Here is a 13,268-nt window from a genome sequence, read left to right on the forward strand (position 1 = left end):
GTTGGATGAAGCTAGAACGTAGCTTCTATGACACCATGACTTGAATATCCAGTTCGCCAATTCCCTCCATTAATAAAGGAATGCAGAGCGCCTTCCGTGCAGGCAGATCGTCCTGATCCGTCTTAATGACGCGAGGCGGTGTAATATCCACCATGATCCCTTGATTCGACAGAATCGTACTCGCGTTACCGCTAATCATATTTCCAAGCTCAGAGATCGCACTCTGCCCCATTTCGTCCATTTCCGTCAATACGAAGCCGCCCATCATGGCCGATACGATTCTCAAGGCGACGCTCTCCTGTAAGCCGAACACGACCATACCGCTAAAATGACCGCTCATATCAATTTGAATCCAAATTTGATCCCGGGCAGGCACTACATCCTTGACATCTAAACTGCCAGTCGAAGGACAGACCTGTACCACTTGTTCAATCACTGACCGAGCCGACTCAAGAAAAGGATTTATCATTTCCGCTTTCACTATTTGGTCCCCTTTTCACAGAAAGTTAATCGATACTAAAGTCCCGTAATTTATTAAAATATATTATACTTTATTCCCAGATAGAAGTCATTACAATTCGATCTGCGTATAAGGAACTAGATCATTGTGATCGGCATATCACGCCATTGCCTTGCGCCCTAATCATCACCTATAATTATTAAAATAAATATAATAAGATTCAAGACCGCCCTCAAGCGGATTAAAAGGAGGACGGAGGAAGAAAGGAGGACATGGGATGAATATCAGTCAACTGGAGACACTAATCACCATTTCCAAAACAAAAAGCTTCCGCAAAGCGGGAGAACTGTTAAATCTGACCCAGCCTGCCGTCTCAGCCCAAATCAAAAGCTTGGAGGATGAGTTCAAAAGCGTCCTGGTCGACCGCAATCAACCGGTGACACTGACGGACCGAGGACAGGTATTCCTGGAGAAAGCGGAGCAAATCCTCGATATTGTCGAAGAGTTGAAGCAGAAGCTCTCCGATATGGAGCATACACCACAGGGGCATATTGTGCTTGGAACGACGACCTCGATCGCCATCCAAATCCTGCCCCGGATTCTATCCTATTTCCAGGATCAATTCCCGCTGATCAAGACAACGATCCAATCCATGCCTTCATCGCTCATTTATCAAAACGTGGAGCAGGGATTAGTAGACATCGGCATAGGCTATCTAATTGAGAATAATCCCCATGTATTATCCTCAGTACTGTACTATGATACGTTTGAACTGGCTGTATCTCCGCATCATCCATTAGCGACGACGCCCGTGCCCACCTTGGAAGCGTTGAAGGATGTTCCGTTAATTATGCTCTCCCCGGATACTGTAGGAAGAATGTTCGTCGACGATCTTTTCAAGAGGCATGGTATTGAACCCCACATCGTCATGGAATTGTCCAGCAGTGAGGAAGTGAAACGGATGATCGAGATTAATCTCGGAGCCGCAATTATCTCCAAGCAGTCCATTCTGCGTGAGCTTCGTCAGGGAAGTCTGAAGACGATCCCCATTCCCGAATTGGAAGTCACCCACCCTGTCGGCGTCATCTATAAATCCAGCAGATATATCAACTCTGCCATGCAGCAATTTCTCGGTGATTTGAAGGGAATGCCGGAGACCCATTTTATCAGCACGGAATAGTAACAGAAGGCAGCTAAGAAAGGAGTCCTTAATATGAAATTTGATCTTCATACTCATCATTTTCGCTGTGGTCATGCCGATGGTACGATCCCGGATTATATTGAAGCAGCCATTGCAGCCGGGCTGTCTGTCATCGGAATCAGTGATCATACCCCCTATTTTGGGAGTGAGGAGGATCAAGCTCAACCGCGCATCGCAATGGCGAAATCCGAATTTGCCAGCTATGTGGAGGAAGTCCTGTCCCTGAAGCAAAAATACGCAGGTAGAATCGAGGTGCTGCTCGGTATCGAATCGGATTATTTCCCCGAGCATGCTGAGGTTTATAGAAATATACTTAACCGATATCCATTCGACTATGTCATCGGCTCTGTGCATAGCGTCAAGAACGTCAGCATCTTCAACAAGAACCGCTGGAAGAAGCTGAACCCCGAGCAACAAATTGCCGATAAAGAGGCTTACTATGAATTGATTCGCGATTCCGCACGCTCCGGGATGTTCCAGATTCTCGGCCATATCGATGCGATGAAAGGCAATTACCCCGCCTTCTCCGAAATTCCCGCCACAGCTGCGATCGATGAGACCTTACAGGTCATTGCCGAGCAACAGATTGTGATCGAGATCAATACATCCGGTAAAACCAAGCTATCCGGTGGATGGTATCCGGCCGACTCGATTCTCGAAAGAGCACTGCATTTTGGCATCGATGTGACCTTCGGCTCAGACGCCCATACCCCTTCGCGGGTCGGTGATGAATGGAACGAGGTGGCAGCTCGACTGCGCGAGATCGGGTTTGATCATTGGGTATATTTTAAGAATAAGCAAAAAGTGAGCGTGCCCTTGTAGTAACTCCATCGACCTGATAAAAAAAAGGGAACCCGAGCACTCTCGCCGGATTCCTAATACAAATATATTCAAAAGGGGGTCATGTATTAAGTGTACCCCCTCACTATTAGAGGTTCATCACAGTAATATTTCATTTGTGTAACAAATCACTAGTCTTGATTAAAGAATATACTTTAAGTCGATTGTGATCCTCGCTCTCTCCGCGATAACCGACCGTGTTCCCCACATAAGCGCGGAAGGACAGGCCTAATTTCTGCAATACTCGCTCAGAAGCGGGATTGTCTACTGCACACCGCGCCTCCACTTCATGTATCCCAAGGGTATTAACCCCGAAATCCAACACCATTCCCGCAGCTTCGGTAGCGATGCCCAGATTCCAGAAGGAGGGCGATACTAAGTATCCAAGCCGGGCTTTGCCAGCCTGGGTCGACCACTGCTGCAAAGAGCAAATGCCCACAACCTCCCCCGTATCTCTCCAGATCATAGCGAAATGAAGATCACGTAGACTCCTGTAGCTCTCCTCAAAATAGCGGTACAGGCGCTCTGGAAAGAGCAATGTATCCGATTGAAAGGACATATGCTGCCCGACCAGAGGATCTGTGACAAATTGAAATAGAGTATCGCAATCCTTAGATTCGATTTTTCGCAGCAGCAGCCGCTCGCTTACCAATTCGGGAAATCTCACTCTCAGCCGCTGCTGAATGCTTAGCTGCTGTTTCATATTCTCGCTCCTTAGGAATAGAAGCCATATTGCTCCCCAGTTTACCGAATAAATAGAGTAACAAGTAACTGAAAGCGGTAATCAGAAAAATCCATTTGCAGAAGCCTATCGCATGCTGCATATTATCTACATCCGTGAAGTAATTCTTCGTCTCCCGCAGTATAGTGAGCGGGCTGCGCAGGATATCCCAGCTATTCCAGCGGATGAACCTTCCCAAGTAAATGCCAAAGCTGCTAAGCAGCAGAACAGAGATGGCAAAGCACCAGCCGATGAACCCCCCGTAAGCCCGGCGTACTAATTGATGAACCGAGGCGAGCGACAGTGAGCCCAGAGCAAGACCGAGGATCGCGATGAATAATACCGTATTCAAATGGTTCCAGAAAGGGATTGCCTCCCAGAACCGATAGCTGTCCGTAGGGTAGCCTATAAATGGATGCAGTAAATCAGTGATCAAATACGCGGCGTTCGGGTAGAAGAACAACCACACTGCGCCGACAGTCAAATACAATCCTCCCCTGGCGATACGTGATCCCAACAGGCTGATCAGATCCAATATCACTGCGAGTCCCAGTGGAATCCAGGCCAGGAAGGTGTTCCATATCAGAAATAAATAGGGTGGCTTGCCCCCACCCGGAGATTTAAGCTCTACTGCATATTTTAATCCGATGACGGTAGCGATCAGCAATATTAAATAGATAACCAGTTTCATAGGATAGCCTAATTCTTGTAAACGGCGCTGCAAAAGCTATCTCCTCCTCTCTCTGCCTATTAACGCAGTATGTTCAGATCTGTACCTCATATACGTATCGGGTGAACAGATAGTTACGATTTCTGGTACAATTCAGGATAGATACATCCTAAGGAGCGTTATCAGATGCAGCCATTTACCACGCAAGTTATCCATATTATATCATCCATTCCCGAAGGAAAGGTCATGACCTATGGTCAGATTGCCAAAGAGGCCGGAAGTGCCCGGGCAGCCAGGCAGGTCGTCCGTATTCTCCATTCCATGAGCCGTAAATATCAGCTTCCATGGCATCGAGTGGTGAACTCAAAAGGAGAGATCGCCCTCCAGGACGATGAGGGAGCCTCTCTGCAAAGATTGCTGCTGGAAAGCGAGGGCGTATATATCCAAATGGAAGGAAGGATTGATCTTGGACAATATCAGCATCAACCCCAGCCCTTACCCTCGCCTGAGCAGCCTAAGCAAGCAGAGGAGGAATCATTTTAACTTATATTCCGTCAAAAATTGGGTGATTCGCTGATTAAGCTCTTTCACATTCGGCCCTTTGGCTGAGTCATCGCTTAGCTTAAACTTCTGTTTCAGACTAAGCACTTCATATACTCGTTGATCCAGGACATCCATCGGGATAGTTCCTTGCTCTACGGCTTCGGTGATCGCTTGAATCGCCGCTTTTTCCTTCTCGATCTCATGTCCGACCAGGACGATATTGCCGCCGGCCAGAATGAACTGAACCGCTGCCTCCCCGATTGGATAGTGCTCGGAGATCGCCCCCATCGTCATATCATCAGAGATTACGACCCCCTTGAAGCCAAGCTCATCGCGCAGCAGATCCTGAATGACCGCTTTGGAGAAAGAAGCCGGGCGATCCGGATCCAGATGAGGCATCAGCAGATGAGCGACCATGACCACGTCAGCACCCGCATCAATTGCCGCCTGAAAAGGCACCAGCTCAAGCTCTCGCAGACGCTCCATATCATGCTCGACGACCGGTAATCCCAAATGTGAATCCACCGATGTATCACCATGTCCCGGGAAATGCTTGACGACCGGAATGATCCCTTGTCCGCTCAGTCCCTTCATTTCCGCAAGCCCCATCTGGCTGACCACATCGGCGGAATCGCTGAAGGATCGATCTCCGATGACGGGATTATCCGGATTGCTGTTCACATCCAGCACAGGAGCAAAGTCCATATTCAGTCCGAAGCCTGTCAGTTCCGCACCGATCAATTCCCCCAAATTCTCGGCAGCCTTCGAATCCTTCGTAGCGCCGATTTTTCCCGCCGCAGGTAGCTTCACTAGCTCAGCCGGCATCCGTGAGACCCGTCCGCCTTCCTCATCCACACTGAGGAATAACGGAACCGGATTGTGCTTGTTCTCCTGCTTGAGCTTATTCAGCAGGCCAACCGCCTGCTCTGTATTCACGATATTGTTCTTGTAGAGAATAATCCCGCCGACATGACGCTTCTGCAGCAGTTCGCGAATAGGTTCATTGCTCTCAGTCCCGTCCATACCGACAATGAACAGTTGTCCGATCTTCTCCGCTGTGCTTAACGCAGCTAGCTGCTCTTGAACAGGATCTGTCGGTTCAGGGATCGACAGATTAGCATTCCCACCGCTGGACTGCCCGTTAGTCGAGTCTCCCTCCGTCTTGTCCGCTGGAGTATTAGCGCCATTAATAGCGCCAGAATTGGCGGCTCCGCCTGCCCCACAGCCTGCAATCAGTATAAAGGTAGCTAGCAAAGGAATGGCCAGGTAGCGATTTAGCCATCTATCTCTCATACGTTATGCCTCCTGTCTATTTCTTAGTGTGTCAAGCTCGTTGTATGCTAGGATTCCCTGCCCTCATCATTACATCCACTATGAGATAGAAAGGAGACATCCTCCCGTCAGATGTCCCCTTGCACTCAACTGTTTATTCTCTAGGGTAGAGCTTCTGCAAGAGCTGCTCAACCTGCTGCTCCGCTTCCTCCATCGTCTCTGCAGCAATCGTGATGAAATCACCATCCCCGTAATATTGCTCCGAATAAGCATACCGTTTGTCATAGTAATGGAGCAACAGCAATTCTACGGCCTGCTCATATTGTTCTTGCTCCAAGTACGTAGCAATATCTGCGGCGATCGGAACATGGATCTTGGAACGAATCCTTTGAAAAGCTTCCTTGCACTCCTGCGGATGCTTTCCGGGTTCATAGTCTTTGATAATATTCTGCACTCGTACTTCCAGCGGTAGTTCGAGCTTGACATGATAGCCTTGATCCTTCTTCGACAGGATGAAGTCAGGAACGCAAATTTTGCCGATTCGTTTGCTCTCCGCTTCCAGCATGACATAATCCGCCTGCTTCAAGCGCAGCAGCTCCTCCAAAAGCAGAGCATCGAACATTCTCTGGTTATGGGCTCTCAGTCCGATCTGTCCGAAGGCCGAGCCGCGATGTCCAGCCATCCCCTCCAGATCAATGACCGGGTAACCCTTGGCCTGTAAATTGCGTAGTATATTCGTCTTGCCATTCCCTGTATCCCCATGGATGACCAGAGCTTTTGGTTTAAACTCCAAGCTTTCCAGGGTCGAGACGACCCATTTTCTATAATTGCGATAACCGCCAGCCAGACGACAGACATGAATATCCATCAAGGATAATAAGGTCGCTGTCGTCTTGCTGCGCATCCCCCCTCGCCAGCAAAATACCGTCTTGGGTCCTTCGATATCCGCAAATTGCCGAATAAAGGCTGGCAGCTTGGCCGACACAATCTCCAGTCCTCGCTCTTTGGCTGCCTCTACGCTTACCCGCGTATATATCGTTCCGATCTCAGCCCGCTCTTCATCGTTAAATAACGGAATATTAAGGCTGCCCGGAATCGTCGCATCAGCATATTCCGAGGGGGAGCGAACATCGATCATCGTCATTCCCTTTTCCCGTCTCTCCAGCCATTCCTGTATGCTAAGATCCTGAAACATCTGCTTCTTTCCTTTCTGGCTGCATTTGATCTATTCAACCACAATATGGCTTGGATGCTGCTCTGTTACCTCCCCGATCAGGCTCGCTTCCACCCCTGCCTGAACTAGCTCGGCCAGCAAGGAATCCGCCTCTGCGGCCCCGACGGCGATCAGCAGCCCGCCCGAGGTCACTGCATCGCATAGAATCCAGCGATCGATCTGATCCATCGCTTCTGGGAATGTGATATCCGCCTCCACATGGGCGAAGTTATTCTTCGTTCCGCCAGGGATGAATCCACCCTCTGCCAGCTCCCGAACGCGCGGCAGCACAGGAACCTGATCCCGCTTGATCCGAATGCCCGTATTGCTGCCCTTGGCCATCTCGAGGGCATGTCCCATCAAGCCAAAGCCCGTTACATCGGTGCAGGCATGCACATCATAGGGCTCCATGATCTCCGCAGCTTTTTTATTCAACGTCGCCATGACACGGGTAACCCGCTCTGTCTCTTCTACAGTAAGCTGCCCCTTCTTAATGGAGGTCGTCATGATTCCAACCCCGATCGGCTTCGTCAGGATCAGCTTATCGCCGGCCTTGGCGCCAGCATTCGTTCTGACCTTGTCAGGATGCACCAAGCCAGTTACCGCGAGACCGAACTTCGGCTCCTTATCATCGATCGAGTGTCCACCTACCAGAGTAGCTCCGGCTTCGCGAACCTTGTCCGCAGCTCCACGCAGGATATCCGCTAGAATACTCTTATCCAGCGTCGAGATCGGAAAAGCAACTATATTCATCACCGTCAGCGGTTTCCCGCCCATCGCATATATATCACTGATCGCATTGGCTGCGGCAATCTGTCCGAAGGAATACGGATCGTCTACAATCGGCGTGAAGAAATCCAGCGTCTGCACCAGCGCAAGCTCCTCACTCAGCTTATATACCCCCGCATCGTCACTCGTATCTAGACCAACCAGTAAATTTGGATTTGCTTCAGCAGGCGGCAGACTGCGAATCACCTGCATCAGATCGGCCGGACCGATCTTGCAGCCGCATCCCCCCTTGCTGGATAAAGCTGTCAACCTTACGGTATTGGGAGCTTCCATTTGAATTCACTTTCCTTCCTCTCAATATTGCTTGCCCTAAAACCTACTAATTAATCGTACCTCTAACCCCTTAAAAAAGGCAAATTGCAACGAAACAAGGTATTGCTATTTGCCTCAAAAGGAGCGATTGCAAACTCTAGTGCTAGTGCTTGTTACTCATCTGCTGCTGCGATGTCAGGATTTGTTGGCTTACTGTCCGTTTTGATCCGAAAAATAAAATAATAATACATAAAGCACATAATGAGCACGATCGAGGTTCTGCCGATCCAGTTATGCATGACGATGAACGAAATCGTCATCATCGTGGTCGCTAGGGCCAGAATGCTGACCTTGGAGCGCAGCGTTAAGGAACGGGAGATAACATAGCTCTCCAGATGTTTCTTATATAGCTTCGTGCCGCGGAACCAGTGATGAAAGCGATCGGAGCCTTTAGATAGAAAGAATGAAGCCAGCAGCAGAAATGGAGTCGTCGGCATCACGGGAAGAAACGCACCTATAGCACCGAGTCCCAGGCACAAAAAGCCTAAGGTTAAGTACAGATATTTCATCATTGGCCTCCTTGATTCAGGTCAATAGTATAAACCGTATGTATAGTGAATTTTATCACATAAATAGGAAAGGTACAGAGCTTTGTCAGAGAAATCAATCCTAGCAAAAAAAGGGTGCCCCGAGCCCGTTCCAGACTTCAAGGGACACCCTTCCACACACCATCCGCCCGTTACATTCCTAACCAGCGCTTGAACATATGCTTGGTGGTCGCTTTATTCATCTCAGCGATAGATGTCGTCAACGGGATGCCCTTCGGACAAGCCCGCACGCAGTTCTGCGAGTTGCCGCAGCCTTCGATCCCGCCATCCTCCATCAGTGCCTCCAGCCGCTCCTCAGCGTTCATTTCCCCTGTCGGATGAGCATTGAATAAGCGAACCTGGCTAATCGGGGCCGGTCCGATGAAGTCCGTCTTCTCATTCACATTCGGACAAGCCTCTAGACAGACGCCGCAGGTCATGCATTTCGACAGCTCATAAGCCCATTGTCGTTTCTTCTCCGCCATCCTCGGGCCTGGGCCGAGGTCGTACGTACCATCGATCGGAATCCAGGCTTTTACCCGCTTCAGAGCGTTGAACATCCGGCTGCGGTCGATAACTAAGTCGCGGACTACCGGGAAAGTACGCATCGGTTCAATACGGACCGGCTGCTCCAGATTATCAATCAGAGCGGCGCATGCCTGACGCGGCTTGCCGTTAATTACCATCGAGCAGGCTCCGCATACTTCCTCCAGACAATTCGATTCCCAGCATACCGGGGTGATATGCTCCCCCTTTGTGTTGACCGGATTACGCTGAATCTCCATCAAAGAGCTGATCACGTTCATGCCGGGGCGATAATCAAGCTCGAATTCCTCTGTATAAGGCTTCGTCTCAGGGCCGTCCTGGCGTGTTATAATGAACTTCACCTTTTTACCCGTTGCTTTTGTTTCCGCCATTGCCATTGCTCTCCCCTCCTACTTTTCCTTCGTATAGTCGCGAATACGCGGCGGAATCAGTGACACATCTACCTCTTCATAAGAGATCTGTGGGCCGTCCGGCGTCCAAGTTGCCTTGGTCGTCTTCAGGAACTCCTCATCATTACGATCCGGATAATCCGGCTTATAATGAGCACCGCGGCTTTCATTCCGGAGCAGCGCCCCAAGCGTCATCGCTTCTGCCAGCTCTATCATATTCCACAATTGACGTGTAAAGGAGGCACCGGCATTACTCCAGCGCGAAGTATCATTGACATTGATATCGTTATATCGAACCTTCAGTTCCTTAATTTTGTTAATCGTCGCTTCCAGCTTGCTGTTAACACGAACCACGGTCATGTTATCCGTCATCCAATCGCCAAGCTCTTTATGAAGCATATAAGCATTCTCTTTACCATTCATATTAAGCAGCTTCTCGTATTTATCCTCTTGAACCTTACGTTCCCTGTCGAGCACTGCTGAGCCCATATCATCGATAGACTTCTTCAAGCCGCGGACATATTCAACAGCCTTCGGTCCGGCTACCATACCGCCGAAGATCGCAGATAAGAGCGAGTTAGCTCCAAGCCGATTCGCTCCGTGGTATTGATAGTCACATTCTCCAGCTGCGAACAAGCCCGGGATATTCGTCATCTGATTATAATCAACCCACATGCCGCCCATAGAATAATGGACCGCCGGGAAAATCCTCATCGGAACCTTACGCGGATCATCGCCCACAAATTTCTCGTAAATTTCAATGATGCCGCCGAGCTTCACATCAAGCTCCTTCGGGTCCTTATGCGACAGATCAAGATACACCATGTTCTCGCCATTGATGCCCAGCTTCTGGTCAACGCAGACGGAGAAGATCTCCCGGGTCGCGATATCCCGCGGCACCAGATTGCCGTATGCCGGATATTTCTCTTCGAGGAAGTACCACGGCTTGCCGTCTTTGTAAGTCCAGATCCGTCCCCCTTCACCACGGGCCGATTCTGACATCAGGCGCAGCTTGTCATCACCAGGAATGGCTGTCGGATGAATCTGAATGAATTCGCCGTTAGCATAATGCACACCTTGCTGATACACCGCGCTCGCTGCCGTTCCCGTATTGATAACGGAGTTGGTCGTCTTGCCGAAGATGATCCCCGGCCCGCCCGTCGCCAGAATAACAGCATCGGAAGCGAAGCTCACGATCTCCATCGAGCGGAGATTCTGTGCGGTAATACCGCGACAGGCTCCTTCATCATCAAGAATAGCCGACAGGAACTCCCAGTTCTCATACTTCACGACGAGCCCCTCTGTCTCATGGCGGCGAACCTGCTCATCAAGAGCGTAGAGCAATTGCTGTCCGGTCGTCGCCCCGGCGTAGGCAGTGCGGTGATGCTTCGTACCCCCGAAGCGGCGGAAATCAAGCAGTCCCTCAGAAGTACGGTTGAACATCACTCCCATCCGGTCCATCAGATGGATGACGCCCGGAGCCGCTTCACACATCGCTTTAACTGGCGGTTGATTGGCGAGAAAGTCTCCGCCATACACCGTATCGTCAAAGTGCACCCACGGGGAGTCGCCTTCCCCTTTCGTATTGACCGCACCGTTAATTCCGCCTTGCGCACAAACCGAGTGCGATCTCTTGACCGGAACGATGGAGAATAGATGAACCTGAACGCCGGCTTCAGCCGCCTTGATCGTAGCCATTAGCCCGGCCAGCCCTCCGCCGACGACAATTATGCTTTGTTTCGACATCCTTTTCAACTCCTAAAAGTTTTGTGAGCAATGCTTCTTTGATCTACTTTCTTACGCTATTTACTTCGGTAAACAATTCATTCTTCCTAGCCTATCATCCTGATATTTTGCAGCAGAGCCGTAGCCCCTGCGAATTCCTCAGTACGGAAAGTGAACAGCGACCATACGAACATTACCGACACAATAACGAACAAGGTCATACAAACATACGAGGACACACGCTGCGACCGAGGTCCCACCGTGATTCCCCAGCTAACGAGAAACGACCACAGACCATTGGCGAAGTGGAAGGAAGCCGACACAACTGCGATAGCATACAGAATAAAGAAGATCGGCTGCGTCAAAATCCCATGCATCACACTGCCCATTTCATCATGTGTTACCTTGCCAAGAGCCAGTTGAATCCGCGTCTCATACACATGCCAGAAGACGAAGACGAATACGATGACCCCGGTAATCCGCTGCAGCAAATAGCGTAGATTACGCTCTGTCGCATAGCTGCCGTTGTTCGGCTTCGCCTGAAAAGCGATATACATGCCGTAGACCCCGTGATACAACAGCGGCAAATAAATACCGACAATCTCCAGGACTAGCAGCAGAGGCAGACTATTCAAGAACGCCACACTATCCTTGAAGCCCTGGCTTCCGCCTTCCACGGCGGAGAAGTTCGTAAGCATGTGCTCCAGAATGAACAAGCCCAACGGAATGATGCCCAGAAGCGAATGAAGTTTCCTGGAATAAAACCCTTTCATAAGTGCGTGTACCCCTTTCTCATTTCCATCGTTCCATATTAACTCTCAATCATCACCATTCGACAACTATCTGCAATTTAAGCGTAAATGATAAAGCGCACAAATAGCCGCCGGGAAAAGTATGTTACAAACGTAACATGTGAACATCTTGTGTCACTTTCAATGTTACTCCTTTTTAGCTTATAATGGAATTGCAATATAATTATTAACTGTTATAACAATTTTGCATAAGAGAGTCTATTATTCTATAAGAATGAGGGGATCAGATGCTTGAAGATTTACTCGTTTTTACAACCGTTGTAGAACAGTCTAGCTTAAATAAAGCTTCAAAGCTGCTTAATTTGTCTCAGCCCGCCCTATCGAGGAAAATAGCCAAGCTGGAGGAAGAATGGGGGGTCGCCCTATTTAATCGTAACGGTAAAAAGCTGGAGCTTACACGTGTCGGTCATGAAGCCTATCTGTATGCACTTGAGCAGCGCCAGCGGCATCAGAACTTTCTGCAGTCTGTCTCCCGATTCAAAGCTGTTGAACGCAGCACCGTAACCCTCGGAGCAAGTCTCACTACTCTTCAAACTACGCTTCCTCCCCTGGTTACAGCACTGATGAATAATAATCCGGATATGGAGGTCAAGCTGATCACCGGCAAAACCCATGAAATTGTCTCCTATGTAAAAGAGAAAAAAGTCGATATCGGCGTAATCGCTTCTTCCATCAGTGAGTCCGGCTTGAAATGTATCCCGCTGTTCCAGGATCATCTCGAGCTTGTCGTCCCGCGCGGTCATGAGCTTGCGAAAGGCAGACCCGCGACGATGGACGATCTGAACGGACGCTCCATGATTATTTTCTCCAAGGGAACCTGGTACCGCAAATTGATCGAGGAAGTATTCGTGCGGCACAGTATTATCCCTGACGTCAGGATGGAGATCGATTCCTTCGAAGCCATCGTCCGGCTGCTGCCCACTTGCAAAGCCGCTACATTGCTTCCCAAATCATACTTGCGCAAACAGCTGCTTAAAGACAATGAGCTAGTCACTTTGCCGATGAAGGAGCTAGAGCAGACGCGCAGAGAAACCTGCCTGATTTACGGTAACAAGACGAATTTGAGTAACGAAATCAAAGAGTGGGTGAGCGATATCCGAAGCCATCTCACTGAGGTTCTTACTGTTTGATGGAGCGGCCCAACAGACACTCCCTGTAATTGGCGACATAGCTGCAGATATACACTTATTTTCGGAGTGGGGGCCTGAAATCGGAAAATAGCTGCGTAAATACAACTATTTCCTGACT

General features: G+C 49.5%; 14 protein-coding genes. 4 read left to right on the plus strand and 10 right to left on the minus strand.

Annotated features, from left to right (window positions below; genetic code table 11):
* Window positions 1-25: 25 nt before the first annotated feature.
* Window positions 26-481 (minus strand): chemotaxis protein CheX, encoded by a 456-nt coding sequence (locus tag BFJ94_RS14645; protein ID WP_120463328.1) that lies wholly within the window; start codon window positions 479-481, stop codon window positions 26-28.
* A gap of 256 nt (window positions 482-737) precedes the next feature.
* Here BFJ94_RS14645 and BFJ94_RS14650 point away from each other — a divergent pair, with 256 nt between their 5' ends.
* Together BFJ94_RS14650 and BFJ94_RS14655 are read left to right on the plus strand one after the other, a co-directional pair.
* On the plus strand, window positions 738-1,640 hold the full coding sequence (locus BFJ94_RS14650) for a LysR family transcriptional regulator (RefSeq protein ID WP_120463329.1): 903 nt from the start codon (window positions 738-740) through the stop codon (window positions 1,638-1,640).
* Window positions 1,641-1,673: 33 nt separating this feature from the next.
* Window positions 1,674-2,483 carry a histidinol-phosphatase gene (locus BFJ94_RS14655; protein ID WP_120463330.1) on the plus strand — a complete coding sequence of 270 codons (810 nt, stop codon included), beginning with the start codon at window positions 1,674-1,676 and terminating at the stop codon, window positions 2,481-2,483.
* Between the two features lie 130 nt (window positions 2,484-2,613).
* On the opposite strand, the gene BFJ94_RS14660 is transcribed toward BFJ94_RS14655, so the two are convergent.
* Together BFJ94_RS14660 and BFJ94_RS14665 are read right to left on the minus strand one after the other, a co-directional pair.
* Complete coding sequence (locus tag BFJ94_RS14660; protein ID WP_120463331.1) at window positions 2,614-3,204, minus strand: GNAT family N-acetyltransferase; 591 nt, start codon at window positions 3,202-3,204, stop codon at window positions 2,614-2,616.
* Window positions 3,113-3,946: a DUF1361 domain-containing protein gene (locus tag BFJ94_RS14665; protein ID WP_240431913.1), complete on the minus strand. Its 834-nt coding sequence runs from the start codon at window positions 3,944-3,946 to the stop codon at window positions 3,113-3,115. Before BFJ94_RS14665 ends, BFJ94_RS14660 begins: the two co-directional genes overlap by 92 nt.
* A 132-nt stretch (window positions 3,947-4,078) precedes the next feature.
* On the opposite strand from BFJ94_RS14665, the gene BFJ94_RS14670 reads away from it, so the two are divergent.
* Window positions 4,079-4,435, plus strand: coding sequence for an MGMT family protein (locus BFJ94_RS14670; RefSeq protein ID WP_120463332.1), 357 nt, complete (start codon window positions 4,079-4,081; stop codon window positions 4,433-4,435).
* Here the strand turns inward: BFJ94_RS14670 and nagZ are convergent.
* The 7 genes from nagZ to BFJ94_RS14705 form a co-directional block, all read right to left on the minus strand.
* Window positions 4,427-5,728, minus strand: a complete 1,302-nt coding sequence (nagZ, locus tag BFJ94_RS14675) for a beta-N-acetylhexosaminidase (RefSeq protein ID WP_120463333.1) — start codon at window positions 5,726-5,728, stop codon at window positions 4,427-4,429. The two genes, BFJ94_RS14670 and nagZ, sit on opposite strands and share 9 nt — an antisense overlap.
* Before the next feature lie 133 nt (window positions 5,729-5,861).
* Complete coding sequence (mnmH, locus tag BFJ94_RS14680) at window positions 5,862-6,902, minus strand: tRNA 2-selenouridine(34) synthase MnmH (RefSeq protein WP_120463334.1); 1,041 nt, start codon at window positions 6,900-6,902, stop codon at window positions 5,862-5,864.
* 30 nt (window positions 6,903-6,932) lie between these two features.
* Complete coding sequence (gene selD, locus BFJ94_RS14685) at window positions 6,933-7,982, minus strand: selenide, water dikinase SelD (RefSeq protein WP_120463335.1); 1,050 nt, start codon at window positions 7,980-7,982, stop codon at window positions 6,933-6,935.
* A gap of 152 nt (window positions 7,983-8,134) precedes the next feature.
* Complete coding sequence (locus BFJ94_RS14690; RefSeq protein WP_205571029.1) at window positions 8,135-8,533, minus strand: YbaN family protein; 399 nt, start codon at window positions 8,531-8,533, stop codon at window positions 8,135-8,137.
* Window positions 8,534-8,700: 167 nt separating this feature from the next.
* A complete protein-coding gene (gene sdhB, locus BFJ94_RS14695; protein WP_120465252.1) occupies window positions 8,701-9,465 on the minus strand; it encodes a succinate dehydrogenase iron-sulfur subunit in 765 nt (254 codons plus the stop codon).
* Window positions 9,466-9,483: 18 nt separating this feature from the next.
* On the minus strand, window positions 9,484-11,229 hold the full coding sequence (gene sdhA, locus BFJ94_RS14700) for a succinate dehydrogenase flavoprotein subunit (protein ID WP_120463337.1): 1,746 nt from the start codon (window positions 11,227-11,229) through the stop codon (window positions 9,484-9,486).
* A gap of 86 nt (window positions 11,230-11,315) precedes the next feature.
* Window positions 11,316-11,981, minus strand: a complete 666-nt coding sequence (locus BFJ94_RS14705) for a succinate dehydrogenase cytochrome b558 subunit (protein WP_120463338.1) — start codon at window positions 11,979-11,981, stop codon at window positions 11,316-11,318.
* 266 nt (window positions 11,982-12,247) lie between these two features.
* Between BFJ94_RS14705 and BFJ94_RS14710 the strand changes: the two genes are divergently transcribed.
* On the plus strand, window positions 12,248-13,150 hold the full coding sequence (locus BFJ94_RS14710; RefSeq protein WP_120463339.1) for a LysR family transcriptional regulator: 903 nt from the start codon (window positions 12,248-12,250) through the stop codon (window positions 13,148-13,150).
* Window positions 13,151-13,268 lie beyond the last annotated feature (118 nt).

It is taken from the genome of Paenibacillus aceti (genome assembly GCF_003614185.1).
Classification (GTDB): Bacteria; Bacillota; Bacilli; order Paenibacillales; family Paenibacillaceae; genus Fontibacillus; species Fontibacillus aceti.

Coding starts and splice junctions, on each gene's coding strand:
- BFJ94_RS14650 (WP_120463329.1), top strand. CDS start 738: ATGAATATCAGTCAACTGGAGACACTAATCACCATTTCCAAAACAAAA.
- BFJ94_RS14705 (WP_120463338.1), bottom strand. CDS start 11,981: ATGAAAGGGTTTTATTCCAGGAAACTTCATTCGCTTCTGGGCATCATT.
- nagZ (WP_120463333.1), bottom strand. CDS start 5,728: ATGAGAGATAGATGGCTAAATCGCTACCTGGCCATTCCTTTGCTAGCT.
- BFJ94_RS14690 (WP_205571029.1), bottom strand. CDS start 8,533: ATGATGAAATATCTGTACTTAACCTTAGGCTTTTTGTGCCTGGGACTC.
- mnmH (WP_120463334.1), bottom strand. CDS start 6,902: ATGTTTCAGGATCTTAGCATACAGGAATGGCTGGAGAGACGGGAAAAG.
- sdhA (WP_120463337.1), bottom strand. CDS start 11,229: ATGTCGAAACAAAGCATAATTGTCGTCGGCGGAGGGCTGGCCGGGCTA.
- BFJ94_RS14655 (WP_120463330.1), top strand. CDS start 1,674: ATGAAATTTGATCTTCATACTCATCATTTTCGCTGTGGTCATGCCGAT.
- BFJ94_RS14660 (WP_120463331.1), bottom strand. CDS start 3,204: ATGAAACAGCAGCTAAGCATTCAGCAGCGGCTGAGAGTGAGATTTCCC.
- BFJ94_RS14710 (WP_120463339.1), top strand. CDS start 12,248: ATGCTTGAAGATTTACTCGTTTTTACAACCGTTGTAGAACAGTCTAGC.
- sdhB (WP_120465252.1), bottom strand. CDS start 9,465: ATGGCGGAAACAAAAGCAACGGGTAAAAAGGTGAAGTTCATTATAACA.
- BFJ94_RS14670 (WP_120463332.1), top strand. CDS start 4,079: ATGCAGCCATTTACCACGCAAGTTATCCATATTATATCATCCATTCCC.
- selD (WP_120463335.1), bottom strand. CDS start 7,982: ATGGAAGCTCCCAATACCGTAAGGTTGACAGCTTTATCCAGCAAGGGG.